This window comes from Kribbella alba (assembly GCF_039529635.1).
Lineage (GTDB): Bacteria > Actinomycetota > Actinomycetes > Propionibacteriales > Kribbellaceae > Kribbella > Kribbella alba.
Genome location: NZ_BAAANE010000001.1, coordinates 24,108 through 50,919 on the forward strand (window position 1 = coordinate 24,108; position 26,812 = coordinate 50,919).

Genomic DNA, 26,812 nt, shown 5'->3' on the forward strand with positions numbered 1-26,812 from the left:
CCCAGACAAGCGGAGCTGACGTCTTGACCCCTGCATCGGCGTCGGTTCCGCTCTCCACCTCCACAGCTGCACCGGACTGCCGGGCGGTAGTGGACCAACCAAAGCCCCACCGGCTGCTACCGGTGGGGCTTTGTCGCTTGTCAATGGCAGAGCTCAGGCGATGATCGTGTAGCCGTAGCGCTTCATGACCGCGGCGGTGCTCGCATTGAAGACGCCCGTCGCCGGCAGCTTGAACTTGAGCTGGATCTTCTTGGTCATCTGCTGGAAGTGGACGTGCCACGCCACGCCGGCGGGTGGTCTCGTCTCGGCCTTGCTGATCGCCGCGACCTTCGGATGCGCCGCCCAGGCCAGCACCTGGGCCCGGTCGGCTCCCCAGACGCCGCTCATCGAGTCGTGGGTGCGGGCGTACTCCATCGCCCCCAGCGAGATCGTCGCGTTCGGCGGCGGTGGCGGCTGCGGGCCGGCCGTCAGGTTCGGGTGGACCTTCTGGCACAGCTCCCAGGTCATCCCGTAATACCCGGGCGGCCCGTCATCCTTGCCACGGTTGGCCAAGCCGTTCTTGCACCGCCTGTACTCCAGGGCCTGATGGGCCGCGCCTCGGGACAGATCCTTGTCCCCGACCGCGATCGCATGGATGTGGAACGGCCACCGCCCCTGCGACGGCGTCCGCTGCCAGGCCGCGAACCCCACCTGCCGCAACGCCAGTACTACGGCCTTCCGCTGCGCCGGGCTGAGATCGGCGACGGCCACATCGATCGCGCCCCCACCGTCGTGGGTGCCGGCCGATGCCGCCACGCCGCCCTTGTTGTACGACCCCTGCATGATCGTGAACTGGAACTTGGCCAGCTTCTCCGCGACCTGCACCATCGCGACGGTCCGTTTGTTCAGCTGGAAGCCCCGCCAGGTAATCCTTGCCTCAGGCATCTATCTCTCCGAGGATCCGCTCCGCGTCCTCCGCGGCACCGAGCGCTTCCAGTTCGTCCAACTCATCCTCGGTCAGTTCGTCCTCGTGGATCTCATCGACCACGTCCGACATACTCCACCCCTCCCCCAGCCATCGTCCGCGGCCACCCCCGGCCACGGAACCGCAGCCCAGCGTAGGTGGACCCGAGGTCATCGGTCCACGTCCTTTCGCGCGGCCGCAGGTACGAGGACCGTCAAGTTTTCTGCCCAACCCGGGTTCGAGCGGGTGGACGTGGGGTACGAGTTAGGTGTCCCGCGGTTCAGTCGGCCCCATTCGGGCATGGGTGGCGCTCACCGAGCCGCGAGTTCTCCCACTGAGGGGCGGGAGGACGACCGACGGTGGCGGGCGTATCCCACGGTGCGCCCGCCCCTGGCCTCTCCGTATGCCTGTTGAATCTTCAGGCAACTAGACCTCTGTCATCGCGGTTGGCTAAAGGGCCGAGGCGACAAACAGGTAGCGGTTCAGGCTGAAGAAGTAGCTGTCGCCGAGGCCGCGGAGATCGTCCGCCCAGGCCCGCGCCTCTTCTTCGGTGATGCCGCCGCGACCCGGCACGAAGCCGGCCACGATGTCGATCAGCCCGGCGCTGTAGGTGCGGGGATCGAAGCCCGCATTCAGCATCGGGGCCACTTGCAGGTGCGTGACGGTGAAGCCCGCCTTGTCCAGCGAGTCGCCGAGCGTGCGCGGCAGATGCGGATCCTCGAGGTGTTCCTCGAACGCGGTCAGCACCCGGGCCATCCGCTCGTCGTCGCTGGACCGCCAGACGATCGAACCCCAGTCGGTGTCCAGCAGCACCACCCGCCCGGCCGGGCGCAGTACCCGCCGGACCTCGTCGAGCGCACCGGCCACGTCGTCGACGTACTCGAAGACCTGGGTCGAGACCACCACGTCGAAGCTCTCGGCGCCGTGCGGGATCCTCTCGGCGGAACCAGGCTCCAACTCGATCGTGGGACCCCTGGTGATCTCGGCGCGGCTCGCGGCGATCGCCAGCATGCTGTCGCTGATGTCGATCCCGCAGACCCGCCCCTCAGGCCCGACCTCGTCGGCCATCTCGGCCGCCAGCAGCCCCGGCCCGACGCCCACATCGAGCACCCGGTCACCCGGCCGCAAGGCCAGCGCGATCCGGACCACCCGGCGCTGCTCGATCACGTCAGGTGTCATGTAGACCGACTCGATCTGCCGCGACATCCCTGGATCGAACTGCAAATTGCTCATTCCCAACCCTCCTTCTCAACTCGTGCTAGCCATCATGGACCGCACACGGCCGTCAGGGGAGTCAGTCAACACGCTGTCTTACCAGCTGAGGTTCTTGGCCGGGCCAGGCCGCAGCAGCCCTCCGAACGCGGCTCTGCGCCGGCGGAAAGCGGTCCGCCGGCGCAGGGGCAAGAGGGATTTCAGTGGGCTGGCGCGAAGTTCAGGAAGCCGATGACCTCGATGATCTTGCCGTTGGGGTGGAGGGTGACCACGTCGGTGCCGCCGGCAACAGGGGGCTGGCCGTCGGCCGCGAGTTCCCAGGTCCAGCGGAGGCGGTTGTGGTGCTCGTCGATGTCGCCGGTCCGGGTGAAGCGGTAGCCAGGGAACAGGTCGTGCGCGGTCTCGACCATCTTGGACAGGCCGTCGTGGCCGCTGACCTCGAAGCTCGGGTCGACGAAGGAGCCCTCGTCCACCCAGGTCTCGGCGATGATCGCGGCCCGGGCGTCGGCGTCGGCGGTGTTCCACATCCCGAAGTAGCGGTCGGCGAGGGCGGCGGGAATGCTGGTCATGGTGTCCTCCAGAAGCGGGATCGGGTGATGACCAGAACCATGCCGTCGCACCCAGGAGGCGGTCCATGACGTCACAGGTCATGGCGGTGATCACCTCAGCGGTTACGGTCTGAGGCATGACCGCGACAGTCGAGGACACCTTCCAGCGCCCGGTCGGCGAGCTACTGCGCGGCTGGCGCGAGCGGCGCCGCCTCAGTCAGCTCGACCTCGCCAACCAGGTCGAGGTCTCCACCCGGCACGTGAGCTTCGTCGAGACCGGCCGGTCGAAGCCGAGCCGAGAGATGGTGCTGCGCCTCGCCGAGCACCTCGACGTACCGCTGCGGGACCGGAACCAACTGCTGCTCGCAGGCGGGTACGCACCGATCTACAGCGAGGCTTCGCTGCATTCGCCGGCCATGCTCGCCATCCGCGCGGCGTTGCGCCGGCTCCTCGAGGCACATGAGCCGTACCCCGCGCTCGTGGTAGATCGCTGGTGGAACATCGTCGAGGCGAACGCCGGAATCGCCTTGTTCACCGAGGATGTCGCGCGGGAGTTGCTCAAGGCACCGATCAACGCGCTGAGGTTGACACTGCATCCCGACGGCCTGGCCGGCCGGATCAGCAACCTGGCCGAGGTCCGTGCGAATGTGCTCACCAGCCTGCACCGCCAGGTCGCCAGTACTGCGGACCCCGACCTGCAGGACCTGTACGACGAACTGCTGGGTTACTCCTCAGGCGACCAGCCGAGTCGGGCCGGCGCGGCGGATCACGCAGGCCCGGCGGAGGTCGTCGTACCGATGCGACTCCGGCAGGGGGATCGCGAGCTGTCCTTGCTGACCACGATCGCGACCTTCGGCACGCCGCTGGACGTGACCGTGTCCGAGCTGATGATCGAGCAGTTCTTTCCCGCCGACGAGGCGACGGCCGACTACCTGCGGGAACTGTGATGCTGCCCGACGACCAACTCGGAGACACCCGCGAACTGCATCTCGCCTGGCTGGACTTCTACCGCCGGACGCTTGAGCGGAAGCTCGACGGACTGAGCGAGGAGGAGCTCCGGACGAGCCGCCTGCCGTCGGGCTGGACACCGTTGGAGCTGCTGAAGCACCTCGTCTTCATGGAGCGCCGCTGGCTGCGTTGGGGATTCGCGGGCGAACCGTTCCCCGACCCGTGGGGCGATTCCGGCGGAATCGACGACGGCCCCTGGCGCCTCGAGGACGGCGATACCCTCGAGGGCCTGCTCCAGGAGTTGCGCGCCGGCGGCGAGCGGTCCCGCCAAGTCGTAGAGACCGGTGAGCTCGGGAACCGCGCCGCCGCCGGCGGGAGGTTCGGCGTCGGAGAGGAGGGGCCGACGCTGAACTGGATTCTGTTTCATGTCCTGCAGGAATACGCCCGGCACGTCGGCCAGCTCGATATCGCCCGCGAGCTGGCCGACGGCGTCACCGGCGAGTAGGAGGGGATTCCTACCGGTGGGAGGGAAGCGTGGGCATGGACGGAAGGCTCGGCTTGGCGGTCGGCCAGCTCGGCTTCGTGGTCGGAACGGTCGGCAGTGACGGCTTCGTCGTCGGCACGTCGGGCTTGCCCGGGAGCTCCGGCTTGCCCGGCACCGACGGCATGGCCGTCGGCACCGACGGCAGCGCCGGCTTACCCGGCAGTGACGGCTTGGCGGTCGGCACCGACGGAACGGCCGGCAGGTTCTCGCTCACGCAAGGCGGCAGCTCTGGCTTGGCCGGCAGGCTGGGCGCGGCGACCGGGAGCGACGGCTTACCCGGCACCGAAGGCTTCGGCAGGCTCGGCTTGCCAGGCAGCGAAGGCTTCGCGGTCGGCAGCGTCGGCTTGCTGGGCAGCGAGGGCTTGGTCGTCGGAACCGAGGGCAGCGTGGGCTTGCTCGGGAGCGACGGCTTCGCGGTCGGCAGGCTCGGCTTGCTGGGCAGTGACGGCTTCGTCGTCGGCAGCGAAGGCTTCGCCGGCAGGGACGGCTTGGTCGTCGGAACCGACGGCAGAGCAGCCTTGCCCGGCAGCGAAGGCTTCGTCGTGGGTGCCGACGGCAGCGACGGCTTGGTCGTCGTCACCTTGCCCTTGCCACTGGCCTTGCCGTCGTCGACCTTGCCCTCGACCTTGATGCTCACCTCGGCCTTGCCCGGGACCTTCGGCTTGCCCGGCAGGTCAGGCTTGCCCGGCACCTTGGGCAGGCAGGTCGGGTCCACCGACGGGACCGCGACCGGAACCGACGGCTTGCCGTTGCCGGCCAGCAGGTTCCGGACAGGGGCCGGTGCTGGTCCACCGACCGCGGCGGACACAGTCGCGACGGTGCCGGCGAGGGCAGTCACGCCCGCCGCGGCCAGTCCTCGGCGGAGCCAGGCCAGCCGACGGCCGCGACGCATCAGGTACGCCGGGTCGGGCTGGAAGGGCTCCAGGTCGTAGTCGAGCGCGCTGCGCACCCGCTGCTCGTCGCTCATGCATGTCCTCCAACAGTGGTGTCGATCAGGTCGGGTGCCAGACGCAGCTTGGCCAGGGCCCGGGAGGCGGTGCTCTTCACCGTTCCGGCGGCCATGCCGAGGAGCTCGGCGGTCTCGGCTTCGGAGAGATCCTGCGAATACCGCAACGCGACCACCGCACGCTCCCGGACGGTCAGACCGGCGAGCGCCGAGAGCACGGCCTCCCGCGTCTGCACGTCACCGGCGAAGTCCGCCACGGACCGCTGGTCCCAGTCGTTGTCGACCGGGTCGCTCGGTACCTCGTTGGACCAGCGTCTGCGGGCCGAAGTGAGGAACCGGTTCACCAGCACCCGCCGCACGTAGCGCAGTGGATCACCGTCCAGCCGGTGCCACTTCGGGTACGACCGCATCAACGCTTGTTGCACGAGATCCTCGGCGGTGTGCCGATCCCCGCACAACATCTCCGCGAAGCGGAGCAACGGGGTCGACTGGGCCTGCACGAATCGCTCGAAATCGGCGTCCGCGGTCCGGGTCATCGAATCTCCTCAGCCTCTGTCACACCGGTCCAAACCCGCTGGGTGACCACTCTGGTTCTGTCCCGTCACCAAACAGTTGGAAGAAATTTATTCACGATCTATACAGATGCACCGAATGTTTGTCACATTAGGTGCGCCGGGTGCTGCACCCGGTAGCGTCCCTTCACCGCCCCGGAGGTTCCGCCCATGCGCATCACCCTCAGATCAAAGGCGGCATTCTGTGTCGCCGCCGCCCTGGCCGTCGCACCACTCGCGGCCTCGGTCCTACCCAGCTCCGCCGCCACACCAACTGTGACGAACGTCGCGGCACAGCCCGTCGAGGGCTCCACCAACGTCAAGGTCGACGGCAGCCGCATCATCCTCGGCGACGCCGCCGCGACGATGGGGTCCGTCGAGGTCCGGCAGCGCTCCGGCATCGCCAACCTGGCCCCGGTCCGCTTCGACGCCGCCACCTCGGCCGTCGTCGTGGATTACAAGGCCGGTACGCCGGACAGCTCCACGGCCGAGGTGGACGTCCGGGCCCTGGTCAAAGACAGGTGGACGGAATGGACCCCGGCTGCGGCCGGTTCCACCACGGCCCTGCCCGAGGCCGGCGATCTCGTCCAGCTGAGGATCATCCTGCTCGCGCCGCCGCAGGGCGGTAGCCCCTGGGCCAGCGACGTCAGCGTCCTGCCCACCAACAAGGTCGACGCGAACCGGATGACGATCCAGGCCGCGCCGCTGAAGTCCACCGTCTACGCCACGCGCGAAGGCCTGGTCGGCGGTACGACGGCCAACGGCCACGTGATCGCCAGCCGGGACCACTTCGTCGCGCTGCCTTCTCGTCGAGGCCTGGCCAGCAACGGCTCGGGCAACTACACGGTGAAGGTGTGCACCGCCAGCCGGTGTGCCTTCGAGCCGGTGTGGGACGTCGGTCCGTGGAACACCAAGGACGACTACTGGAACCCGAGTGCCACCCGGCAGATGTGGACCGACCTCCCGCAGGGCAAGCCGGAGGCGCAAGCGGCGTACCAGAACGGCTACAACGGCGGTAGGGACGAGTTCGGCCGGACGGTCGCCAACCCGGCCGGGATCGACCTCGCCGACGGGGTCTTCTGGGACGCGCTGGGCCTGACGAACAACGCCTGGGTCGACGCGACGTACCTGTGGACGGGTACCGGCGGCCGCGGCACAGTCTCCATCACGTCGGGCTACCTGAACCTCCGCAACGCCGCGAGCTCCAGCGGCGCGGTCGTCGGCATGGCGGGCAAGTCGGCGCAGGTGACGGTCGAGTGCCAGACCACCGGCCAGAGCGTCAGCGGCTCGCAGGGCACCACCAGCGTGTGGCTCCGCGTCCACCCCGGCATGTACGTCTCCAAGGCCTGGATCAGCGCCGGCAGCTTCGCCGCCTGCTGAGGGCTGACCGGCATGCTCGCTGATCGCTTGCGGATCGCTTGCGTCCGAAGGACCGTGGGGCAGGACCCGCGCTTCTTCGGACGCAACGACCCGGGGGGTCAGCGCAACGACCGGGGGATCAGCGCAGCGTCGGGGATCAGCAGCCGTGGCAGATCTGGGCGCAGGTCTGGGTGCCCCAGATGAGGGGGATGGTGTCGAGCACCGAGCCGTTCGCCCGGGTCAACTTCACCTTGATCTGCGGGCGGTCGGCGTCAGCGCCTTCCTTCCAAGGTGTCGCCTCCTGGTGGTGCATCACCCACTAGTTGCCCTGGACAACGGCATTCGTGGAGACGCCGTCAGGGAACGTGTAGCTGATCTTCGCGACACCGGCCGGCAGTATCCCCGCGGCCCAGTAGTACTCGTACTCCTTGCCGTTCACCGGGATGAGGTTGTTCGCAACGAAGAAGGTGTCGGCATCGAACGCGGCCGGTTGACGGATCTTCGCCGGCTTCCGCAGCGACCCCTGCCCGTCATGCCTGCCGTACGCCGTGTCGCAGCCGGTCCAGTAGTTGCCATCAGCAAGGACCACCACACTCCCCGGCGCACCGTCGAACCGCGCGACCACCTTCGCGTTCCGCCCCGGCCTCGGTTCATCCGTGGTCGCCTGGCAACTGCACCCGGATGTGCGTCGTCACGTCTCCCGAGCCGAAAGACGCGACGAAGCTGGGAAAAGTTCTACCGGTGCTGGAGGTGGTTCGCCGGCGGTTCGACGGAGAGGGTCCGCTGCAGGTGGGCCGGGACAGCGGGCGGGCAGTCCGCGGCCAGACGGACCCGGTCGCGACCGGCGGCCTTGGCGGCGTACATGGCCCGGTCGGCGCGCTGCAGCAGGTCGTCCACGGTCTGTCCGTCGGACGGGTAGACCGCGACACCGATCGAGACGGTCAGCTGGAACGTGTCCGGGTCGAGGTCAGGATCGTCGAGTACGCCGGCGCACATGGCGGCGAGCGGGCTCGCGGCGACGGCGCTGCGCAGGCGGTCCGCGGTGACGGTCGCGTCGGGCAGGTCGGTGTCCGGGAGGGCGATGACGAACTCCTCGCCACCGAACCTGCCGATCACATCCTTGGTCCGGATCGCGCTGCGCAGGATCGTCGCGACCGCGCGCAGCGCCTCGTCACCGACCAGGTGGCCGTGCTTGTCGTTCACCTGCTTGAAGTGGTCGATGTCGATCAGCAGGACGGCCATCGGCTCGCGTTGGGTCCGCGAGGCTCGCACCAGCTCCTCGGTCCGGCGGCGCCACCAGTCGACCCGGCCCAGACTCGTCTTGGGATCGGTCTGTGCCTCGGATTCGAGCTGCCCGAGCAGCAGGGCGCGCTGAGCCGTCAGGGTGATCGGGATGGCCACGAAGGCGAACCACGGCGTGATCAGCGTGGCCGCCGCCAGCAGGCAGCCGAGCGTCGCTGCGGTGGCGTCGACACACAGGTCATCCTTGTCGCCGACGGTGTCCCGGCGGCCGCTGCCCGGCACGATCAGCGAGATCGCCAGCCCGCAGAGCAAGGTGTCGGTGGCGAGATAGGCAATCGCGGCGGCCGCCATCGAGAGAACCAGGCCGAGTGAGTTGTCGCCGGTCATGCCGCGGGCGGAGATGAAGACCGCATGCGCTGCGCCGACCGCGAGCACGTGCACGGCGGTGGAGAAGGCCCAGCGGTAGGGAATGCACTTGCCGGCCCGGATCCGCCACCAGATCCGCAGCAGGACCGCGACCAGGATGGCCAGCGCCGGGTGCAGCACGATCGCGGCCGCGATCATCCAGGCCGGCGCGAGGTCCTTGTGCAGCGGGCCACCGCGGCGGCGACGGCTCTCGACCCGGCGGGCGCCCTCGACCGCGATCAGCGCGGAGACAGTGAGCGCGAAGACGACGTCGACACCACGCAAGGACGGCAGGTCGGCGAACGCCTTGATCCCGTAGCCGATGGCGAAAAGGTCGACGAGCATGACAAGAGCGAACGCCGGGACCGTCAGGGTCCACAGCGCCCATTGCCGTACCGCTTGCCTACTCTGCGCAACCATCACCCCTCACGGTACGACGAGTGAGCGCTTCGTCCCAATCCGCGACGATGACGAGTTGGAAACGATAGTCAGACCTGCTGCTGGGTCAGCCGTTTGATCAACTATCGACGATCGAAACCACCTGCCCCGCCCGGCTGCGGGCGGCGGGCAACCACCGACAGCGCAGTACGGGGGCGTGCGGTCAGCGCTTGCGGCGGGCTGCTCCGAACAGACCCCGGACGATCTCGCGGCCGGCCGAGCGGGCGAACTGCTTGAAGGCCGACGAACCAACGACCTGCTCGACCATCGACTTCTCGTGCTTCTGCGGCCGCGGCGCCGCCTTCGGCTCGGGCTCCGCCTTCGCCTCTGCCTCGGCCTGCTCCGCACCGGCCTGCACCTTGGCCGCCAGCTTCTCGTACGCCGATTCCCGGTCGACCACCTCGGAGTACTTCGCGTTGTTCGGCGACGCCTGCACCGAGGCGCTCAGCTGTTCCGCGGTCGCGGGCGCCATCAACGACTGGGGCGCCCGGAGCCGGGTCCACGCGACCGGGGTCGGCGCGCCCTTCTCGTTCATCACCGTTACGATCGCCTCGCCGATGCCGAGCTGGGTGAGCACCTCCGCCAGGTCGTACGTCGAGGTCGGGAAGGTGGACACCGTCGCCTTCAACGCCTTCGCGTCGTTCGGGGTGTGCGCCCGCAGTTGGTGCTGGACCCGCGAACCGAGCTGGGCGAGCACGTCGTCCGGCACGTCCTTCGGGGTCTGGGTGACGAAGAAGACGCCGACGCCCTTGGAGCGGATCAGCCGGACGGTCTGCGCGATCGCGTTCAGGAACGCCTTCGACGCGTCCGCGAACAGCAGGTGCGCCTCGTCGAAGAAGAACACCAACTTCGGCTTGTCCACGTCGCCGACCTCGGGCAGGTCGTGGAACAGGTCCGCGAGCAGCCACATCAGGAAGGTCGAGAACAGCGCCGGCCGGTCCTGCAGGTTCGGCAGTTCCAGCAGTGACACGACCCCCTTGCCGTCGCGCTGCTGCATCAGGTCGGCGGTGTCGAACTCGGGCTCGCCGAAGAACGCCTCGGCGCCCTGGTCCGCGAACCCGATCAGCGACCGGAGGATGACGCCGGCGGTCGCCGCGGACAGGCCGCCCAGGTCCTTCAGGTCCGCCTTGCCCTCGTCGCTGGTCAGGTGCGTGATGACGGCGCGGAGGTCCTTCAGGTCGAGCAGCGTCAGTCCGTTGCTGTCGGCGTAGTGGAAGATCAGGCCGAGCGACGACTCCTGGACGTCGTTCAGGCCGAGCACCTTCGACAGCAGCACCGGGCCGAAGGAGGTGATGGTGGCGCGGATCGGGATGCCGGTGCCCTGGCCGCCGAGCGCGTAGAACTCGGTCGGGAAGCCCGAACCGGTCCACTCCTGGCCGATCGTCTTGGTCCGCGCGAGCAGCTTCTCGCTCTCCTGACCAGGCTGGGACACGCCCGACAGGTCGCCCTTGATGTCAGCGGCGAAAACCGCGACCCCGGCGGCGGACAGCTGCTCGGCCATCAGTTGCAGGGTCTTCGTCTTGCCGGTACCTGTGGCACCCGCGACCAGCCCGTGCCGGTTCACCATGGACAGCGGGATCCGCACCGCCGCGTCGGGCTTCGGCTCCCCGTCCACCAGCAGCGCGCCCAGCTCGATCGCCGGCCCCTCGAACGCGTACCCCTGCCTGACCGTCTCCACGACGTCGGCTGTCTCGGCCATATCAGCGATGCCTTTCGAAAGACGAAGATCTTCCCCTGCGCTCGGCATGCTAGTTGGACCTGGTGACTTTAGGGGCGAGGGAGAGGGGAACCACGCCGGTCAGGTGGTTCCCCTCGATGATCTCGTCAGCGGACCACGATGACCTTGGTGCTGCTGGCGGCAAAGGCCCAGATGGTGTCGGACATCGCCTTCGAGACCCGGATGCAGCCGTGTGAGGCGCGCGAGTTGGTGCCCAGCAGAGCCGGACGTGTACGTGCCCGGCTTGAGGTAGCTCGGGTTGTCGATGATGCCTCCCTGCCGCACCACCTTGCTCCGCGAATCGATGACCCAGACCCAGTTCTGGCTCTGGCTGATGACGACCAGAGCGGCCGCCCCCACCCCCAACCTGGCCAGTGCTTTCATCTGCGCTTTACCCCTGGATAGACCTGTCCCTGTGAGACGCCTGAGAAAGTCCGAAGGTTGAGCACCCTTCCGGACTTCTCCCGGTGACATTCCCGACCTCTCGCGAGACCTCTTCGGTCGCTAGACTTCGGTGGGTGATCTTCAAGCGCGTGGGGGAGGAACGGCCATACCCGGAGCACGGGTACAAGCCGAAGGACTGGTCCGTGCTGCCGCCGAGGCAGGTTCGGCTGGACCAGTTGGTCACGACCAAGGGCACCCTCGACCTCAACGCGCTGCTCGATGAGGACTCCACCTTCTACGGCGACCTGTTCGCACACGTGGTCGAGTACAAGGGCGAGATGTTCCTCGAGGACGGGCTGCACCGCGCCCTGCGTGCCGCGTTGCAACAGCGTTTAGTTCTTCACGCCCGGGTATTGGTCGTGGACTAGCCGATGAGTCGGGGGACTGACAGATGAGCGCTCTCCAGCCGCAGCCGCGACCACACTCGCGGTTTTTCTGGCGGACGCCCATCACCATGGTGGTGCTGCTGGGGATCCTGTTCGGCGGCATCTGGTGGGGCTGGAACTCGCTGACCAACAGCAGCGCCGAGCAGAACTGCGTCGAGCAGAAACTGCCGAACAACCGGCTGGTGCCCAAGCAGGTCGTGATCAACGTCTACAACGGCGGCGCGAAGGCCGGAACGGCGGCGAAAACCGCCGACGAGCTCAAGAAGCGTGGCTTCAACATCGGCAAGATCGCCAACGAACCGAAGGGCGACAAGGTCGACGTCGTCGCGGTTCGCGGGGCGGCGAACGATGCGCCCGAGCTGAAGCTGGTTTCGGGCCAGCTGAACCAGAAGGCTGTCCCCGTCGCCGACAACCGTTCCGACCACACCGTCGACCTCGTGCTCGGCCGTGGCTTCAACCGGTTGAACACCAAGGGGGTCCCCTCGATCGGGGTGCCCGCCGACAGTGTCGTCTGCCTCCCGTCGATCCGCCCCAGCCAGCCGATCCCCTCGGGACAGAACCCGAACTGATCCCGGCTAGTGCTGTTCACGGCCTCGCTCGCCGAACCAGCCGGCGAGGCGTCCTGCCCGGCTGACGGCTCGTAGTCGTCGCACGGTCTGCTCGCGCAGGGCGTTCGGTGCGACCACCAGCACCGCGTCGCCGGCCCGCAGCACGGTACGCCGCTGCGGCACGAACGCCCTCTTCTCCCGGATCACCAGCGACACCGAGACACCGTTCGGCAGCCGGAGCTCGCCGATCTCCACGCCGGCCAACCTGGACTCGCTCGGAATCTGAACCTGCAGCATGTCCGCGCCGAGTGACTCCAGCGGCGCCACGTCGATGTCCACCTCGTGCGAGGCGTTGTCGTCGAGCACCTTCAACCTCCGGGCCAGCCAGGGCAGCGACGGCCCCTGCAAGAGGGTGAACAGCAGCACGAGGACGAACACGACGTCGAACACCCGGGTTGCCTCCGGGACGTGATTGGCCAGCGGGATCGTGGCGAGCACGATCGGTACGGCGCCCCGCAGTCCCGCCCACGCGATGAACGTCTGCTCGTTCCACGGCACCCGGAACGGTGTGGCAGAGATCGCCACTGCTGCGAACCGCCCGACCACGGTCACCGCGATCCCGATCACCAGCGCGAGCAGTACGTCGTTCAGCCGGATCCGGCCGGGCGAGGCGAGCAGGCCGAGCATCACGAACAGCCCTATCTGGGCGAGCCACGCGAACCCGTCGACGAAGGACCGGGTCGCCATCCGGTGCGGCAGTTCGGCCCGCCCGAGCACCAGGCTGGTCACATAGACCGCGGCGAATCCCGAGACGTGCAGCAGGACCGTGCCCCCGGCGTACGAGATGACTGCGAGGGACATGATGGCGAGCGGGTAGAGACCGGCCGAGCCCAGGGCGACCCGGCGGAGCAGGCCGACGCTGGCCCAACCGACCAGCAGGCCGAACAGCGCGCCCACGACCAGCTCGTAGACCACCAAGCCGGCGAAATGGGCGAGGCCCCTCTCCCCGATGTCGCCCGTGCTGACCAGTGTCACCAGGAGCACGGTCGGGGCGTCGTTCAGACCTGACTCGGCCTCGAGGACCCCGCGGAGCCGCGGCCGGACCGGCACGCGGCGCAGTACGGAGAAGACGGCGGCGGCATCGGTGGGAGACGTGACAGCGCCGAGGAGGACGGAGATCTGCCAGTCGAGGCCGAGGATGTAGTGCGCGACACAGGCGACGACGCCCACGCTGACCGCGACACCCACAGTCGCCAGGACCACACCGAGCGGCATCACCGGGCGGACCTCGTTCCACCGGGTGGTCAGACCGCCCTCGGTCAGGATGATCACCAGCGCCGCGAACCCGAGCGCGTGCGCGAGCTCCGCGTCGTCGAACCGGATCCCCAGGCCGGCCTCGCCCAGCGCCAGACCCATGCCGAGGTAGATCAGCAGCGACGGGAGCCCGAGCCTGCCGGACAACCGCACGGCGATGATCGCCACCAGCAGTACTGCGGCGCCGACAAGCAGGATCCGGTCGAGTTCGGTGACATCCACAGCCGTCGGTTGTCCTTACGGTTGGGGACCTGCAGCTTAGTGGAGCCATGCTCGGGCCAACGAATCATCCAGGCGGTGGAAAGGCGCCGCCGAAAGGGCGAGGACCCTGACGCATCACACAGCATCAGGGTCCTCGGCGTAACTACCACCCGAAGATGGTTGGCGGTGGCGGAGGGATTTGAACCCTCGGAAGGGGGATACCCTTCACGCGCTTTCGAGGCGCGCTCCTTCGGCCGCTCGGACACGCCACCGCCGCAGAGGCTATCAAGACCTGTGCCCGGTGAAGAAATCGCGTAGCCTCGCGCCCGCCTCATCGGCCATCACGCCGCCTACGACCTCGGGCCGATGGTTCAGTCTGCGGTCCCTCACGACATCCCAGAGCGAGCCGACCGCGCCCGCCTTCTCGTCGTACGCGGCGAACACCAGCCGGTCCAGCCGGGCCAGCACGATCGCGCCCGCGCACATCGTGCAGGGCTCCAGCGTGACCACCAAGGTGCAGCCCGTCAGCCGCCACTCGCCGACCTGCTTGGCCGCCTCACGGATCGCGAGCACCTCGGCGTGCGCGGTCGGGTCGCCGGTCGCCTCCCGCTCGTTGTGGCCGCGCCCGATCACCTGGCCGTCGGCGTCCACCACCACAGCGCCGATCGGTACGTCGGCGCTGCCGCGGGCCTGCTCGCCCTCCTCCAGCGCGAGCCCCATCAAGTAGGCCCACTGGCGCTGAACGACCGGACTAACCAATGGCTTCGACTGCCTCGTGGAACTGGTTGCCGAAACCGAGGGCCTCGGCGATCTCCTCGAGCATCTCCTCCGGGTAGAGGTCGACGTCGTCGATCAGCGCGCCCAGGTCCATCGCGCTCATACCCAGGTCCGCGATGATCGCGAGATCGCCGGCCGGGACCTGCTCGTCGTCGTCATCGGCGAGCGGGATGTCCAGCTCATCGAGGACCTGCTTGGCCAGCGGCCACTCGGTCGCGGCGGTGACGTCGGACAGCAGCAGCCGGGCCCGGCCGCCGATCACGCGGAGCAGGATGAAGAAGTCCTCGTCCACCGAGACCATTCCGATCACGCCGGCCTCGCCCGGATAGCGCCGCAAAGCCGATACCAGGGCGGACAGGTCGGGCTCTCCGCGAAGCACCAGCGGAGTGACCTGCCAGACCTCGTCCTCGGTATAAGCCGCGACCGCGAAGTCGAGCTCGGTGGTCGTCATCGGCCCAGCCGTGGGATCAGACACGGGCTCATCGTCGCAGACTCCGGCAACCCGTGGGAGATCTTCGCGGTTTCGAGGAGGTATCGGTGCCGCCCCGATTCCCGCTCGACCACCCGCCGCTTCCGGTCGCACACCACCGCTCACTCTCCGTACTACGAGACGGCCGCGCGATTCCACGCCTTGGAGGTCAGTGGTGATAGGTCGCCCGCCGCATTGCCTCGCGGAGCTGGCGGACCCGCGCGCGGCGGGGCGCGATCCGGTCGCGCAAGGCCCGGGCTTCCTCGAGTTCGCGCAGGAAGGCGGCTCGGCGACGCAGTCGGTCGAGTTGTTCTGGCGACTTAGCGGTGTTCTCCGTCACGGGCGCACGTCCTCGTCGGTTGGCGGAAAGGGCGCCCTGGGGCGGGGGCCTGCGCTGACCTCAATCGACTGCCTTTCGACCGTAACAGCGACCGCGTTCCCGGGCCGCGAATCGCCGAGGCGGTAGCCTCCCGGGCATGCAGATCCTCGTTGTGGACCACCCGCTCGTCGCCCACAAGCTCACCGCGCTGCGCGACGAGCGGACGGATTCGCCGACCTTCCGGCGGCTGACCGAGGAACTCGTCACGCTGCTCGCCTACGAGGCCACCCGGGACGTGCGCACCGGGCCGATCACCGTGCAGACGCCGGTCGCCGAGGCGCCCGGGGTCAAGCTCACCTCGCCGAAACCGCTGGTGGTGCCGATCCTGCGGGCCGGCCTCGGCATGCTCGAGGGGATGTCCCGGCTGCTTCCGACGGCCGAGGTGGGATTCCTCGGGATGATCCGCAACGAGGAGACCCTGGCCGCCTCGACGTACGCCGAACGTCTGCCCGAGGATCTGTCCGGGCGTCAGTGCTACGTGCTCGACCCGATGCTCGCGACCGGTGGAACGCTGGCCGCGGCGATCCAGTTCCTGGTGGATCGCGGCGCCGATCACATCACCGCGATCTGCCTGCTCGCCGCGCCCGAAGGCGTCGAGCGGATCGAGGGCGAACTGGCCGACCTGCACGTCCCGGTCAACCTGGTCATCGCCGGGATGGACTCGCACCTGAACGAGAAGGGCTACATCGTCCCCGGCCTCGGCGACGCCGGCGACCGCCTCTACGGCGTCGCCCAGTAACCCGTCCGCGTCACTCCTTGCGTCCGAAGAGCCGAGGGGCCCGCCCCGCAGTTCTTCGGACGCAAGGAGCCTGAACGGTGTCAAAAGGCATACGGGTACGGCGACCAGTCGGCGGGCCGCTTCTCCAGGAAGGAGTCGCGCCCCTCGGCGGCCTCGTCGGTGGCGTAGGCGAGCCGGGTCGCCTCACCCGCGAAGATCTGCTGGCCGACCAGCCCGTCGTCGATCAGGTTGAACGCGTACTTCAGCATCCGCTGGGCCGTCGGCGACTTCGCGCAGATCTTCCTACCCCAGTCGAGCGCGACCGCCTCGAGCTCGGCGTGCGGCACGACCCTGTTCACCATGCCCATCCGGTAGGCGTCCTCGGCGGAGTACTCCTCGCCCAGGAAGAAGATCTCGCGGGCGAACTTCTGCCCGACCTGCCGGGCGAGATACGCGGATCCGAAGCCGCCGTCGAACGACGCCACGTCCGCGTCGGTCTGCTTGAACCGCGCGTGCTCCGCGGAGGCCAGCGTCAGGTCAGCCACCACGTGCAGGCTGTGCCCGCCACCCGCGGCCCACCCCGGCACCACGCAGATGACCACCTTCGACATGAAGCGGATCAGCCGCTGCACCTCGAGGATGTGGAGTCGCCCTGCTTTCGCGGGATCGATCGTGTCGGCCGTGGTGCCCTCGGCGTACTTGTAGCCGTCCTTGCCCCGGATGCGCTGGTCGCCACCTGAGCAGAAGGCCCAGCCGCCGTCACGCGGCGAAGGTCCGTTGCCGGTGAGCAGCACGCAGCCGACGTCGGTGGACATCCGCGCGTGGTCGAGCACGCGGTACAACTCGTCGACCGTTTGCGGCCGGAAGGCGTTGCGTACTTCGGGACGGTTGAAGGCGATCCGCACCACCCCGGCGTCCACCGCCCGGTGATAGGTGATGTCGCTCAGGTCGAACCCGTCCACCTGCTTCCAGGCCGACGGGTCGAACAGCTCGGAGATCTGCGCAGGCTCGGTCACCCGGCGAGCATATTTCAGCCCGTCCCCGGGTCAGCGCCGCCCGGTGCTCTCGCGAAGGACGACCTCGGCCGGGAACGTCTCGGTCTTGGGCTCGCCACCTTCGACGGCCAACTCCAGTGCACGGCGACCCATCTGCTCCAACGGCAGCCGCACGGTCGTCAGCCCCGGCCAGACATCCCGCAGCGTGGCGATGTCGTCGAACCCGGCCACACCGAGCTCACCCGGTACGTCGACGCCGCGGGCTCGCAGGGCCGACATCGCCCCTACAGCCATCACGTCGTTCACCGCGAACAAGCAGTCGAGGTCCAGCTTCCGGTCCAGCAACTCGCCGGCCGCCGCATAGCCGCCATCCCTGGTGAACTCGCCGGGCTGCACTGCCACGGGTTCCAACCCGGACTCGGCAAGCCCGGCAGCGAAGCCCTCCCGCCGATCCTTCGCGGTCGCCAGTCCCTCGGGACCAGCCAGTACGCCGAACTTGCGCAGGCCGAGGCGAACCAGCGAACGAGCCAACTCGGCTGCGCCCGCGCGGTTGTCCGGCTCGATCGTGTGGGCCGGCATGCCCGACTGGCTGACCAGGGCCAGGCCGGCGCCGGAGTTGAGGAACGACTCGACCTCGTGCGCAGTACGGGCGAGTCCTTCGGCGTCGGTGCGGCGGCTTCCGATCATCACGGCGGCGCGAGCGCGTTGCGCCCGCAGAGAAGACAGGTAAGCGATCTCACGGTCGGCATCACGGAAGGTGCTGGCCATCATCACCAGCAGGCCGCGTTCGTCGGCCGCCCGCATCACGCCGTTCGCGATCGCAGCGAAATAGGGATCCTCGATGTCGTGCACGAGGATCCCGACCACGTTCGTGGACGACTTGGCCAGCGCCTGGGCCTGAGCGTTCGGCGTGTAGCCGAGCGCCGCGGCAGCGTCCCGGACGCGTTCCTGCAGCTCCGGACGCGGCACCCGATCTCCGCCGTTGAGCACGCGCGAAGCAGTCGCCACCGACACTCCCGCGCGCTGCGCCACATCCAGCAATGTCACCGGTGCTCGCAGATTCACTGGGTCACCCACCTTCCGTACCACTCTCCCCCTGGGTGGCGGTCACACTATCGGACCCGGGGCCGCCGATCACCCTTCGTAGCTGGGAAGTGCCCGTCAATCTCCTCAGAGCCTGGCTTTGCGGGCCCGGAATGACTAGCCTTCCCAGCCATGACGACCGTCCGTGCCAGGGTTGCGATCGTGGCATCGTCCACCGTGCTCTGTCTGGGGGCCGTCACCGGCACCGCCGCGGCCGCCCGGATCCCGGATGGACCCGACGGGCCGACCTCGTCCGCGGCTCAGACCGCTTCGGCACCGAGTGTCGCAGGCATCCCGCCGCACGTCGATCCCCGCACGCAGAGCACCCAGCCGGTGTACGACTACGCGGGCGCGATCCGTGAATCCGTCTACGTCGACACCACGATGGACACCGACTCCGACGGTCAGACCGATGTGATTGCCGTCGACATCGTCCGGCCCCGGGAGACCGACGCGGCCGGCCTGCGGATCCCCGTCATCATGGACGCCTCGCCGTACTACTCCTGCTGCGGACGCGGCAACGAGAGCGAGAAGAAGACCTACGACGAGAACGGCGTCATCCAGAAGATGCCGTTGTACTACGACAACTACTTCGTCCCGCGCGGGTATGCCATGGTCGGCGTGGACGTGATCGGGACCAGCCGTTCCACCGGCTGCGGTGACGTCGGCGGCAAGGACGAGATCGACTCCGTGGTCGCGGTGATCGACTGGCTCAACGGCCGGAACACCGCCCACACCGCCGACGGCGATCCGGTCACCGCGAGCTGGACGAACGGCTCGGTCGGCATGATCGGCAAGTCGTACGACGGCACCCTGGCGAACGGGGTCGCCGCCACCGGGGTGCGCGGCCTGAAGACGATCGTGCCGATCTCCGCGATCTCCTCGTGGTACGACTACTCCCGCTCCGGCGGTGTGCCGTACTCGATCGACTACATGCCCTGGCTCGGCGGCTACGTCGGCCACGACACCCCGGCGTGCGACGCGGCCCGCGCGGATCTCGGCGAGCAGGACGACGACGAGACCGGCAACTACACCAGCTTCTGGGCCCAGCGGGACTACCTGAAGGACGCCGGCAAGGTGACGGCCTCCGTCTTCATGACGCACGGCCTGAGCGACTACAACGTGCAGACGAACCACTTCGCGCAGTGGTGGGCGGCACTCGCCAAGAACAAGGTGCCGCGGAAGATCTGGCTCGGCCTGGAGGACCACGTCGACCCCTTCGAGTTCCGGCGCCAGGAGTGGGTGGACGAGCTGCACAAGTGGTTCGACTACTGGCTCCAAGGCCTGCAGAACAACGTGATGAAGGAGCCGATGGCGAGCGTCGAGGCGGCCCCGGACGTGTGGCGCGACTACCCGACCTGGCCGGCCGTGACCAAGACCGTGCCGGTCCCGCTGGGCGACGGCAAACTAGGTGCCGCAGGCAAGGGAACTGTGACCGTGACCGATGAGCCCTCGCTGACCGAGGACACCATCGTGGCGACGCCTTCCGAGGTGATCGCGGGGCGGCAGATGTTCCTGTCCGCGCCCCTGCCGACCTCGGTCCGGATCAGCGGCACGCCGACGGTGACCCTACGGATCCGCTCCGACTCCGCGACCACTCCGGTCACGGCCCGCCTGATCGAATACGGCCAGGGCGAGCGGTACGCCGGGATCCGCCGCACCGATGCGCAGACCTGTGTGGCCGAGGATTCCGCATTCGACGACAGTTGCTACTACATGGTCGAGAAGCTCACCGAGGAGAGCGACCACGGCATCGTCAGCCGCGGCTGGATCGACGCGGCCCACAGCGACTCGCTGAGCAACCCGACCTCGCTCACCCCTGGCCGCTGGACCACGGTGACCGTGCCGCTGCGCGCGCAGGACGAGGTGATCCCGAAGGGCCGCGTCCTCGGCCTCGCCGTGACCTTGAGCGACACCGAGTGGACCACCCCGAACGACACGGGGGCGAGCATCGACATCGACCTGGCCCACAGCCGCCTCAACCTTCCCGTCACGGCCGGCCAGGTCCCCGCTCCCACTAAGGTCCAGCCGATCCAGGTCAGGATCACCAACCCCACCGAGCGCCCCGACCTGCACGACCCGTCCCGCTGACGCAGGTGGTCCGTTGGGCGGGATTCCGGCCCGGACGAGCGATCCTTCGGGTAATAATTGCCGTGGTTAAGTAAGGACCCCCACGGCAGAGGAACCGAGAAGACATGCTCAGGCACGAGGTCGTTCAGCCGCTCCGCGGGTCCTCCGAAGGTCCGGGGAGGTTGTGGTACTCCCAGCCGGCGCAGCGGTGGTTCGAGGCGCTCCCGATCGGCAACGGGCGGCTGGGCGGGATGGTCTACTCGGGCGATCGGGTGGAGCGGATCCAGCTGTCGGAGTCGACCGCGTGGTCCGGCGCCCCTTCGACCGCGGATGTCAGCCCGACCGCGCTGCGGTTCCTCCCGGAGATCCGCGAACTCCTGCTGAACGGCCGGTACGCCGAGGCCCAGGCGCTGGCCGGGAAGCATTTGCTGGGCACGCAGGCTTCCTTCGGCACCAACGTTCCTCTCCCGGACTTGCTGGTGCAGTACGACGGCGAGGACGGACCCACCAGCGCCTACGAACGCTCGCTGGATCTCGCCGACGCCATTGTCCGCTGCCGCTACGAGCAGGGCGGAATCAGCTTCAGCCGCGAGGTTTTCGCGTCCCACGCCAACGGAGTGATCGTCGCGCAGCTGACCAGCAGCTCCCCCACCACCTTCAGGGTGCTCTTCAGCGGTGAGGTGATCCCGGCCGAGGTCTCCACCGAGGGCGACACGATCCTGCTGCGTGGTCACACCTACGAGGAGCTGCACAGCAACGGCCAGGTCGGCACCACCGTCGATCTCCGTGCCCGGGTGGTCACCAGCGGCACCGTCCGGAGCGAGGCCGACCACCTGCTCGTCGAGAACGCGACGACAGCCACCATCTTGATTGCCGTAGGCACCGATCTGTTCGGCGAGGACCCGGCGGTCCGTCCCGCTCAGCTGCTGGATCAAGCGGCCGCCGCCGGCTTCGAGGCACTCAGGCAGGCTCACCTGGAGGACTACGCCCCGCTGATGCAGCGGGTGGGGCTCCACCTCGGCCAGAGCGACAGCGCAGTACAGGCGTTGCCTACTGACGAGCGGCGGGCGTTGTTCGCCAAGGGCGGTGAGGACCCCGAGCTGGTCGCGTTGTACTTCCAGTTCGGGCGGTATCTGACCATCGCGGGGACCCGTGAGGATTCACCGCTTCCCCTTGCCCTGCAGGGAGTCTGGAACGACGGCCGCGCCTCCGGCGGTCCCTGGACGAACGACTTCCACCTCGACATCAACACGCAGCAGAACTACTGGGCTGCCGAGATCACCGGCCTCGGAGAGCTTCAGCAGCCGTTGTTCCGCTGGATCGAGACCCTCCGCGCGAGCGGCAGGCGGACCGCTGCCGACATGTACGGCGCGCCCGGCTGGGTCTCGCACACCGTCTCCAACGCGTGGGGCTACTCCGCTCCGGGCTCGGGGCTCGGCTGGGGCTTGCACGTGACCAGCGGGATCTGGATCTCCCTGCAGCTCTGGGAGCACTTCGAGTACAACCGCGACCTGGGCTTCCTCGCCGACCAGGCCTATCCCGTCCTCCGCGAGGCGGCCGAGTTCTTCCTGGCCTACCTGACCGAGGACCCGGCGACCGGCTGGTTGCTCAGCGGCCCGTCCGACTCGCCCGAGAACTGGTACCTCTCGCCCGAGGGTGACCAGTGCTCGCTCTCAATGGGCGCCACCTGTGACCGGGTGCTCGTCGAAGCCCTGTTCCGGATCTGCGGCGAGGCATCCGAGTTGCTCGGCGTCGATGCAGAGTTCCGGCGTGCGCTGTTCGACGCGCGCGGGAAGCTCTCGCCGTTCCGGGTCGGCAAGCACGGCCAACTGCAGGAGTGGCTGATCGACTTCGACGAGGCGGTGCCGAGCCACCGGCACACGACCCACCTGGTTGCGCTCTACCCGGAGCGACAGATCACCCCGCGGGACACCCCCGAACTGGCCCGCGCCGCCGAGGTCACCATCGAGCGCCGCCAGGCCGCCGACGGCTGGGAACAGACCGAATGGGTCGAGGCCAACCTGATGGCGTACTACGCCCGTCTGCTGCAAGGTGATCGCGCCGTCCAGCACCTGCGCGGCCTGATCGGCGACGCGAGTGAGCACAACCTGATGTCGTATTCGGTGGCCGGTATCGCCGGCGTCGAGGAGAACGTCTACTCCTTCGACGGCAACTCCGGCGGTACGGGAGCCATCGCGGAACTGCTGGTCCAGTCGACCGGCACCGAGATCGAACTGCTGCCCGCGCTCCCGACCAGCTGGCCCGACGGATCGGTCCACGGCCTCCGCGCCCGCGGTGGCTACACCGTCGACGTCAGCTGGCGCGCCGGTCACCTCGAGCGCGCCCTGATCGCGACTCCCACGGAAGGCCCGGCGTCACTCCGGGTCCGCCTCGGCGACGAGGTGATCGACCTGCCAGTCGAACCTGGCTCCACCGTCGCCATCACGGACTGAGTCAGGCCTCGCCCACGAACTGCATCGGATCACCGGCGCCGAGATCGGTGATCCCGGCCGAGTGGAACGCGCCGACCAGCAGCGACCGACGGTGCGCCGCGAACGTCAGGACATGCGCGACCATGCCGCCATAGGTGAAAACCCGTGGCGGCTGACAGGTCGTGTCGACGAAGGTCTCGTCGAAGCGGCCTTCCTCGTTCAGCCGGTTGACGAGGGCGACGAATCTCGACCCCGCCGAGGCGTGCCTGGTTCGCAGCTCGGCGATCGGAGTCGTCACCTGCCGACCGCACTCCGGCACCTCGAACGGCTGATCCGCGACTGAGGCCAGCCACATCTCCTCCTGCCAGACCAGCCGATCCAGCAGGTAGCGGATCGACACTTCATCGTCGATGCCCTCGACCGACAGCTCGATCGGCTTGTCCAGCGCCTCGGCGTCCAGCTGAGCCCCTCGCTCGATCAGCTCGCCGGTGAGCCAGACGTGATGTTCGACCATCCTGACCAGCACATCCATTCCCCTCGCCTCTTTCTTCGCAGGCAGGCGCAAGCCCGCCGGTGGTTGGAAGTGGACCCCGCTCGGCGCGGTCAGGAAGAACCGCCGTGACGGCTCCCGCCGCCACTGACTCGGCGACATCCCGTACGCCCTGGTGAAAGCCCGGGTGAACGCCTCGTGCGACCCGTAGCCCGCGTCGATCGCTAGTTCGAGCACGCCGGCGCTGTCCGCGAGCAGCCGGTACGCCGCCCGCTCGAGCAACAACCGCCGCCTGAACGCAGCCGGTGATTCGCCCGCCGCCGCAGCGACGACCCGGTCGAAATGGAACCGCGACAGGTGAACGCGCTTGGCCAGGTCGACCCCACAGGTCGCGGGCTCGTCCAGGCTCTCGGCGACCGCGCTGACGAAGGCGGCGAACACGTCGTCTGAACTCATACCTCCACTCTGCCCGCCAACCACCCCGCCTGGCTTGATCGAAATTGCTCAACCCGGGCGGACCGGCGTACGGGGGTGTAACTGGATGGCGTAGTACTCCGTGATGTGTAGTAGTGTGCTCGGCAGAGCACCGCGAGGTTCGGTCTGAGGGGTCCGGACCTTGCGGTGCGTCGGACGAGGTGGAGGGGAAGGCGATGGACCCGAGCCAGCTGCTCAAGGGCGTACTGGATCTCGCCGTACTGGCTGTGCTGCGTGATGCCGACGGCTACGGGTACGACGTGCTGCGGCGGTTGCGCTCGGCGGGGCTCGAGGATGTCGCTGACGCCTCGGTCTATGGCACCTTGCGGCGGTTGTTCGCGGCCGGTGCGCTGACGTCGTACGTGCAGCCCAGCGAGGAAGGCCCCCATCGCAAGTACTACGGCCTGAACAAGACCGGCCGCGATCTGCTCGCCCAGTCCACCAAGACCTGGAACCACTTCGCCGACACCATGTCGGTGCTCCTGCATGAGGAGGCGGCGTGAACACCACTCTGACCGGACCGGTCGCGGTGTACCTGGCCCAGGTCCGGGCCGAGCTGAGCGACCTACCGCCGGGCGAGCTGGAGGACGTGCTCGAAGACGTCGGCGGTCACCTGACCGAGGTCGCGGCGGAGTTCGAGGACGCACCGACCGCCGCCGCCTTGCAGGACCGCCTCGGCAGCCCACGGCAGTACGCCGACGAGCTCCGCAACGCGGCGGGTTATCCCCCGAGGACGCGACAGCCGGTCGACAGCCGGTCGGCCCAGACCGCGTTGCGCTGGGGAGTCGTCGCCGCCACGGTCGGACCGTTCTTCGTCCTGGTCGGCATCTTCAGCCGGTCCGCCGACTCGCTCGCGTTCTTCGGCGTGCTCGGGTTGGCCTCGCTCTTCATCGCCGGATACTTCGGTGTCCGGGCGCTTGGCACCAACGACCCGAGGGTCGTGCTCGATACACCGCAAGGCGCGAACGCGGCCGGGTTGATCCGCGACCTGATCGAGCAGATCCCGCCGAACGTCCGGCGCGAGCTGGTCACCATCGGTCAGCCCGTCTGGTGGGTGGCCCGGGGCCTGGTCGCCGGCGGCGGCTTCTTCCTGGTCTTCGGCGCGGGCGCGGTGACCGTGGTCGGCGCGCTGGCCGGCGCCGCGATCTCGATCTGGATCGGCCGCCGGACCCAGCAGGACGCCCGCTGGCTCTGGTATGTCGTCCCACTGAACGTGGTCGCCACCGTGCTGGTGCCGGCCTGGCTCGCGGCCAGCTTCGTCGGCGCCACGCCGCCCAGCATCTTCCACAGCTACAACGATTACCGCGGCACCAGCAGCTCCAACTACAACCCGCCGGCCGGGCTCGTGCTGGACGGCCGCAACGTCTCCAACATCTACCCGTTCGACGAGCAGGGCCGCCAGGTGAAGGTCCGGCTGTACGACGAGAACGGCCAGCCGATCAACCTGCCGCTGCAGGACTGCGCGGCCAACTTCGGCCAGTCGAGCGGTGCCGTGAGCAACCTGTTCCCGCAGGCCGTCGTGTCGCCGGCACCCGAAGGCACGGTCGACGAGACCAATTGCAAGGACACCGACAAGGCGCCCTTCATCCCGCCGCCTGCCCCCGCGACGACCCCGGCCACCACGCCGTCACCCGTCACACCTACCTCGAAGCCGACCCCGCAGAAGCCAGGCGTGACACTGACGGTCTCCCCAACGCGCTAGCGCTACACGTGTGCTGCTCAGCAGGCCTCTCAATGGTGGTCCTCGGCCCGCTGCACGGCGTACGGGCTGAGGTGGTGGTAGCCGCGGACCGAGACGCGGCGGAGTCTGCGTAAGCGGTAGTCGGGGTGGCCGTCGAGGGCGGCGGCTAGTTCCCGGTCGGCCAGGACGCGGCCGGGTTTGGCCTCCGAGGTGAGCCGGGAGGCGAGGTTCACCACTTCGCCGTAGACGTCACCGAGGCGGATCAGGATGCTGCCGTAGGCGAGGCCGATCCGCAGCTCGGGCATGTCCTCGGCCTCGGCGACCTTGTCCTGCAGGGCGAGCGCGATCGCTGCCCCTTCAGCGGGTGTGTCCGCCACGAAGAGGACCTCGTCACCGATCGACTTGATCACCCGGCCGCCGTTCAGCGCGACCACGTCCGCGGCCATCCCCTCGAAGCGCTCGATCAGCTGCCCCAGCTCCAGCTCCGACAGGCGCCGCGTCAGCCGGGTGTAGCTGACGATGTCGGCGAACCCGACCACCCGGACGCCGCGGGCGAGCTCATCGGATCCGGCCACGGCCCGTCCGGCCGCGGCGGCCAGGTGGCGCCGCCAGACGTAGGTCTGCAGGCGTTCCATTGCCGGCAGCAACAGCGAGGCGACCTCGATCGCGTCGTCCTCGGACAGGTTCGACCGGCCGAGCAGCTCGAGGAACATGGCGGACTGCCAGGACGCCAGCCGGGACTGGGTCTGGCCGAGCTTGCGGGCCAGCGACGACTCGACCGCCGGGTCGATGAAGCCGTCGTCCTCCAGCGCCGCGACCAGCCGGAGCGCCTCGACATCACCGTCGGTGAAGGCCACCTCGTCATCCGGAACGGTCGCGAAGCCGAGGGCGTGCCACATCTGTTCGGCGCGTTCGATCGAGATACCGGCCCGCTGCGAGACCTCGATCCGGGTGAACTTCCGCTCGCCGCCGAGGAGCGCCTGCTCGAAATTCTTCTGCAGCGCGGCGAGATCGGGTTCAGGCGCCGGACTTGTCACCGCGCCGCTCGGCGATGGTCGCGTCGATGGCGTCCCGGAAGTTCGGCAGCCGGTTCGTCAGGTCGTCGAACCTCTCCCGGGTGAAGTGCAGCAGCTGCAGCCGGCTCTTCGCCGTCACGGTTGCCGTCCGCAACCGGTTCTGCCGGACCGCGACCTCGCCGGCGATGTCACCCGGGCCGAGCTCGGCGATCTCCTCGCCCTTGACCCGGACCGCCGCCGTACCGCTGAGGATCAGGTATGCCGCGTCCGGTGGGGTCTGTTCCAGGATCAGCGACCAGCCGGCCGGTACCGAGACCTCCTCGCCGGCGCGGAAGATGTCCTTGATCTCCCGTCCGGACAGCTCCGCGAACAGCGGCAGGTCAAGGGGGGATGTCCTACCCAGTGCCACGTCGATCCTCCGAGCCCGCCGGGCGTGACCCAGCGATAGCAGGCCGATGTTTCCAGTCAGTAACTCTAACGGC

General features: G+C 68.6%; 29 protein-coding genes and 1 tRNA gene. 10 read left to right on the forward strand and 20 right to left on the reverse strand.

Translation table 11 applies throughout. The features are described from left to right. Window positions 1-153 precede the first annotated feature (153 nt). The 3 genes from ABD210_RS00130 to ABD210_RS00140 form a co-directional block, all read right to left on the reverse strand. Window positions 154-924 carry a hypothetical protein gene (locus ABD210_RS00130; RefSeq protein ID WP_344107183.1) on the reverse strand — a complete coding sequence of 257 codons (771 nt, stop codon included), beginning with the start codon at window positions 922-924 and terminating at the stop codon, window positions 154-156. 469 nt (window positions 925-1,393) lie between these two features. Next, the gene (locus tag ABD210_RS00135; RefSeq protein ID WP_344107185.1) at window positions 1,394-2,176 is read right to left on the reverse strand and encodes a methyltransferase domain-containing protein; all 783 of its coding nucleotides are present in this window, start codon (window positions 2,174-2,176) and stop codon (window positions 1,394-1,396) included. A 179-nt stretch (window positions 2,177-2,355) separates the two neighbouring features. After that, on the reverse strand, window positions 2,356-2,724 hold the full coding sequence (locus ABD210_RS00140) for a nuclear transport factor 2 family protein (RefSeq protein ID WP_344107187.1): 369 nt from the start codon (window positions 2,722-2,724) through the stop codon (window positions 2,356-2,358). Window positions 2,725-2,840: 116 nt separating this feature from the next. On the opposite strand from ABD210_RS00140, the gene ABD210_RS00145 reads away from it, so the two are divergent. Next, window positions 2,841-3,650, forward strand: coding sequence for a helix-turn-helix domain-containing protein (locus tag ABD210_RS00145; RefSeq protein WP_344107189.1), 810 nt, complete (start codon window positions 2,841-2,843; stop codon window positions 3,648-3,650). Further along, the gene (locus ABD210_RS00150) at window positions 3,650-4,156 is read left to right on the forward strand and encodes a DinB family protein (RefSeq protein ID WP_344107191.1); all 507 of its coding nucleotides are present in this window, start codon (window positions 3,650-3,652) and stop codon (window positions 4,154-4,156) included. The genes ABD210_RS00145 and ABD210_RS00150 overlap by 1 nt, the downstream gene beginning before the upstream one ends. Before the next feature lie 10 nt (window positions 4,157-4,166). Here ABD210_RS00150 and ABD210_RS00155 read toward each other — a convergent pair whose 3' ends face one another. Continuing rightward, entirely contained in the window at window positions 4,167-5,162 is a 996-nt protein-coding gene (locus ABD210_RS00155) for a hypothetical protein (RefSeq protein WP_344107193.1), read from the reverse strand. Then, window positions 5,159-5,677 carry a SigE family RNA polymerase sigma factor gene (locus tag ABD210_RS00160; RefSeq protein WP_344107195.1) on the reverse strand — a complete coding sequence of 173 codons (519 nt, stop codon included), beginning with the start codon at window positions 5,675-5,677 and terminating at the stop codon, window positions 5,159-5,161. The genes ABD210_RS00155 and ABD210_RS00160 overlap by 4 nt, the downstream gene beginning before the upstream one ends. Window positions 5,678-5,863: 186 nt before the next feature. Between ABD210_RS00160 and ABD210_RS00165 the strand changes: the two genes are divergently transcribed. Further along, entirely contained in the window at window positions 5,864-7,072 is a 1,209-nt protein-coding gene (locus ABD210_RS00165) for a hypothetical protein (protein ID WP_344107198.1), read from the forward strand. Window positions 7,073-7,208: 136 nt separating this feature from the next. Here ABD210_RS00165 and ABD210_RS00170 read toward each other — a convergent pair whose 3' ends face one another. From ABD210_RS00170 to ABD210_RS00190, 5 genes are all read right to left on the reverse strand, one after another. Continuing rightward, on the reverse strand, window positions 7,209-7,364 hold the full coding sequence (locus tag ABD210_RS00170) for a hypothetical protein (protein WP_344107200.1): 156 nt from the start codon (window positions 7,362-7,364) through the stop codon (window positions 7,209-7,211). A 6-nt stretch (window positions 7,365-7,370) separates the two neighbouring features. Continuing rightward, window positions 7,371-7,676 carry a hypothetical protein gene (locus tag ABD210_RS00175; protein ID WP_344107202.1) on the reverse strand — a complete coding sequence of 102 codons (306 nt, stop codon included), beginning with the start codon at window positions 7,674-7,676 and terminating at the stop codon, window positions 7,371-7,373. Between the two features lie 110 nt (window positions 7,677-7,786). Next, complete coding sequence (locus ABD210_RS00180) at window positions 7,787-9,118, reverse strand: GGDEF domain-containing protein (protein WP_344107204.1); 1,332 nt, start codon at window positions 9,116-9,118, stop codon at window positions 7,787-7,789. A 181-nt stretch (window positions 9,119-9,299) separates the two neighbouring features. After that, complete coding sequence (locus ABD210_RS00185; RefSeq protein ID WP_344107206.1) at window positions 9,300-10,835, reverse strand: helicase HerA-like domain-containing protein; 1,536 nt, start codon at window positions 10,833-10,835, stop codon at window positions 9,300-9,302. A gap of 125 nt (window positions 10,836-10,960) precedes the next feature. Continuing rightward, window positions 10,961-11,155, reverse strand: a complete 195-nt coding sequence (locus tag ABD210_RS00190) for a L,D-transpeptidase family protein (protein WP_344107927.1) — start codon at window positions 11,153-11,155, stop codon at window positions 10,961-10,963. Between the two features lie 216 nt (window positions 11,156-11,371). Between ABD210_RS00190 and ABD210_RS00195 the strand changes: the two genes are divergently transcribed. Continuing rightward, window positions 11,372-11,665, forward strand: coding sequence for a type II toxin-antitoxin system VapB family antitoxin (locus ABD210_RS00195; RefSeq protein WP_344107208.1), 294 nt, complete (start codon window positions 11,372-11,374; stop codon window positions 11,663-11,665). A gap of 23 nt (window positions 11,666-11,688) precedes the next feature. Next, on the forward strand, window positions 11,689-12,252 hold the full coding sequence (locus tag ABD210_RS00200) for a LytR C-terminal domain-containing protein (protein WP_344107210.1): 564 nt from the start codon (window positions 11,689-11,691) through the stop codon (window positions 12,250-12,252). A 6-nt stretch (window positions 12,253-12,258) separates the two neighbouring features. On the opposite strand, the gene ABD210_RS00205 is transcribed toward ABD210_RS00200, so the two are convergent. The 5 genes from ABD210_RS00205 to ABD210_RS00225 all read right to left on the reverse strand — a co-directional run bounded on the left by ABD210_RS00205 (window position 12,259) and on the right by ABD210_RS00225 (window position 15,332). Continuing rightward, window positions 12,259-13,767 carry a potassium/proton antiporter gene (locus ABD210_RS00205; protein WP_344107213.1) on the reverse strand — a complete coding sequence of 503 codons (1,509 nt, stop codon included), beginning with the start codon at window positions 13,765-13,767 and terminating at the stop codon, window positions 12,259-12,261. 160 nt (window positions 13,768-13,927) lie between these two features. Further along, window positions 13,928-14,018, reverse strand: a tRNA-Ser gene (locus tag ABD210_RS00210). Window positions 14,019-14,031: 13 nt separating this feature from the next. Then, window positions 14,032-14,466 (reverse strand): nucleoside deaminase, encoded by a 435-nt coding sequence (locus ABD210_RS00215; RefSeq protein ID WP_344107215.1) that lies wholly within the window; start codon window positions 14,464-14,466, stop codon window positions 14,032-14,034. A gap of 31 nt (window positions 14,467-14,497) precedes the next feature. Then, window positions 14,498-14,998, reverse strand: a complete 501-nt coding sequence (locus ABD210_RS00220; RefSeq protein WP_344107217.1) for a tRNA adenosine deaminase-associated protein — start codon at window positions 14,996-14,998, stop codon at window positions 14,498-14,500. A gap of 163 nt (window positions 14,999-15,161) precedes the next feature. Continuing rightward, window positions 15,162-15,332, reverse strand: coding sequence for a hypothetical protein (locus ABD210_RS00225; protein WP_344107219.1), 171 nt, complete (start codon window positions 15,330-15,332; stop codon window positions 15,162-15,164). Window positions 15,333-15,468: 136 nt separating this feature from the next. On the opposite strand from ABD210_RS00225, the gene upp reads away from it, so the two are divergent. Then, on the forward strand, window positions 15,469-16,110 hold the full coding sequence (gene upp, locus ABD210_RS00230; protein WP_344107221.1) for a uracil phosphoribosyltransferase: 642 nt from the start codon (window positions 15,469-15,471) through the stop codon (window positions 16,108-16,110). 80 nt (window positions 16,111-16,190) lie between these two features. Here upp and ABD210_RS00235 read toward each other — a convergent pair whose 3' ends face one another. Both ABD210_RS00235 and ABD210_RS00240 read right to left on the reverse strand, forming a co-directional pair. Then, window positions 16,191-17,105 carry a 1,4-dihydroxy-2-naphthoyl-CoA synthase gene (locus ABD210_RS00235; RefSeq protein WP_344107223.1) on the reverse strand — a complete coding sequence of 305 codons (915 nt, stop codon included), beginning with the start codon at window positions 17,103-17,105 and terminating at the stop codon, window positions 16,191-16,193. Window positions 17,106-17,135: 30 nt separating this feature from the next. Then, on the reverse strand, window positions 17,136-18,149 hold the full coding sequence (locus tag ABD210_RS00240; protein ID WP_344107225.1) for a LacI family DNA-binding transcriptional regulator: 1,014 nt from the start codon (window positions 18,147-18,149) through the stop codon (window positions 17,136-17,138). Window positions 18,150-18,299: 150 nt separating this feature from the next. Here ABD210_RS00240 and ABD210_RS00245 point away from each other — a divergent pair, with 150 nt between their 5' ends. Together ABD210_RS00245 and ABD210_RS00250 are read left to right on the forward strand one after the other, a co-directional pair. Continuing rightward, window positions 18,300-20,258, forward strand: coding sequence for a Xaa-Pro dipeptidyl-peptidase (locus ABD210_RS00245; RefSeq protein WP_344107227.1), 1,959 nt, complete (start codon window positions 18,300-18,302; stop codon window positions 20,256-20,258). 104 nt (window positions 20,259-20,362) lie between these two features. Beyond that, window positions 20,363-22,690: a glycoside hydrolase family 95 protein gene (locus ABD210_RS00250; RefSeq protein WP_344107229.1), complete on the forward strand. Its 2,328-nt coding sequence runs from the start codon at window positions 20,363-20,365 to the stop codon at window positions 22,688-22,690. A 1-nt stretch (window position 22,691) separates the two neighbouring features. Here the strand turns inward: ABD210_RS00250 and ABD210_RS00255 are convergent, their stop codons facing one another. Beyond that, window positions 22,692-23,615: a helix-turn-helix domain-containing protein gene (locus ABD210_RS00255; protein ID WP_344107231.1), complete on the reverse strand. Its 924-nt coding sequence runs from the start codon at window positions 23,613-23,615 to the stop codon at window positions 22,692-22,694. Between the two features lie 194 nt (window positions 23,616-23,809). Here ABD210_RS00255 and ABD210_RS00260 point away from each other — a divergent pair, with 194 nt between their 5' ends. Then, entirely contained in the window at window positions 23,810-24,136 is a 327-nt protein-coding gene (locus tag ABD210_RS00260) for a PadR family transcriptional regulator (protein WP_344107233.1), read from the forward strand. Then, complete coding sequence (locus tag ABD210_RS00265) at window positions 24,133-25,335, forward strand: HAAS signaling domain-containing protein (RefSeq protein ID WP_344107235.1); 1,203 nt, start codon at window positions 24,133-24,135, stop codon at window positions 25,333-25,335. Before ABD210_RS00260 ends, ABD210_RS00265 begins: the two co-directional genes overlap by 4 nt. Before the next feature lie 29 nt (window positions 25,336-25,364). On the opposite strand, the gene ABD210_RS00270 is transcribed toward ABD210_RS00265, so the two are convergent. Together ABD210_RS00270 and ABD210_RS00275 are read right to left on the reverse strand one after the other, a co-directional pair. Further along, window positions 25,365-26,351, reverse strand: coding sequence for an adenylate/guanylate cyclase domain-containing protein (locus ABD210_RS00270; protein WP_344107237.1), 987 nt, complete (start codon window positions 26,349-26,351; stop codon window positions 25,365-25,367). Next, window positions 26,332-26,739: a cyclic nucleotide-binding domain-containing protein gene (locus ABD210_RS00275; RefSeq protein ID WP_344107239.1), complete on the reverse strand. Its 408-nt coding sequence runs from the start codon at window positions 26,737-26,739 to the stop codon at window positions 26,332-26,334. Before ABD210_RS00275 ends, ABD210_RS00270 begins: the two co-directional genes overlap by 20 nt. Window positions 26,740-26,812 lie beyond the last annotated feature (73 nt).

Coding starts and splice junctions, on each gene's coding strand:
- ABD210_RS00130 (WP_344107183.1), bottom strand. CDS start 924: ATGCCTGAGGCAAGGATTACCTGGCGGGGCTTCCAGCTGAACAAACGG.
- ABD210_RS00135 (WP_344107185.1), bottom strand. CDS start 2,176: ATGAGCAATTTGCAGTTCGATCCAGGGATGTCGCGGCAGATCGAGTCG.
- ABD210_RS00140 (WP_344107187.1), bottom strand. CDS start 2,724: ATGACCAGCATTCCCGCCGCCCTCGCCGACCGCTACTTCGGGATGTGG.
- ABD210_RS00145 (WP_344107189.1), top strand. CDS start 2,841: ATGACCGCGACAGTCGAGGACACCTTCCAGCGCCCGGTCGGCGAGCTA.
- ABD210_RS00150 (WP_344107191.1), top strand. CDS start 3,650: ATGCTGCCCGACGACCAACTCGGAGACACCCGCGAACTGCATCTCGCC.
- ABD210_RS00155 (WP_344107193.1), bottom strand. CDS start 5,162: ATGAGCGACGAGCAGCGGGTGCGCAGCGCGCTCGACTACGACCTGGAG.
- ABD210_RS00160 (WP_344107195.1), bottom strand. CDS start 5,677: ATGACCCGGACCGCGGACGCCGATTTCGAGCGATTCGTGCAGGCCCAG.
- ABD210_RS00165 (WP_344107198.1), top strand. CDS start 5,864: ATGCGCATCACCCTCAGATCAAAGGCGGCATTCTGTGTCGCCGCCGCC.
- ABD210_RS00170 (WP_344107200.1), bottom strand. CDS start 7,364: ATGCACCACCAGGAGGCGACACCTTGGAAGGAAGGCGCTGACGCCGAC.
- ABD210_RS00180 (WP_344107204.1), bottom strand. CDS start 9,118: ATGGTTGCGCAGAGTAGGCAAGCGGTACGGCAATGGGCGCTGTGGACC.
- ABD210_RS00185 (WP_344107206.1), bottom strand. CDS start 10,835: ATGGCCGAGACAGCCGACGTCGTGGAGACGGTCAGGCAGGGGTACGCG.
- ABD210_RS00200 (WP_344107210.1), top strand. CDS start 11,689: ATGAGCGCTCTCCAGCCGCAGCCGCGACCACACTCGCGGTTTTTCTGG.
- ABD210_RS00215 (WP_344107215.1), bottom strand. CDS start 14,466: ATGGGGCTCGCGCTGGAGGAGGGCGAGCAGGCCCGCGGCAGCGCCGAC.
- upp (WP_344107221.1), top strand. CDS start 15,469: ATGCAGATCCTCGTTGTGGACCACCCGCTCGTCGCCCACAAGCTCACC.
- ABD210_RS00245 (WP_344107227.1), top strand. CDS start 18,300: ATGACGACCGTCCGTGCCAGGGTTGCGATCGTGGCATCGTCCACCGTG.
- ABD210_RS00250 (WP_344107229.1), top strand. CDS start 20,363: ATGCTCAGGCACGAGGTCGTTCAGCCGCTCCGCGGGTCCTCCGAAGGT.
- ABD210_RS00255 (WP_344107231.1), bottom strand. CDS start 23,615: ATGAGTTCAGACGACGTGTTCGCCGCCTTCGTCAGCGCGGTCGCCGAG.
- ABD210_RS00260 (WP_344107233.1), top strand. CDS start 23,810: ATGGACCCGAGCCAGCTGCTCAAGGGCGTACTGGATCTCGCCGTACTG.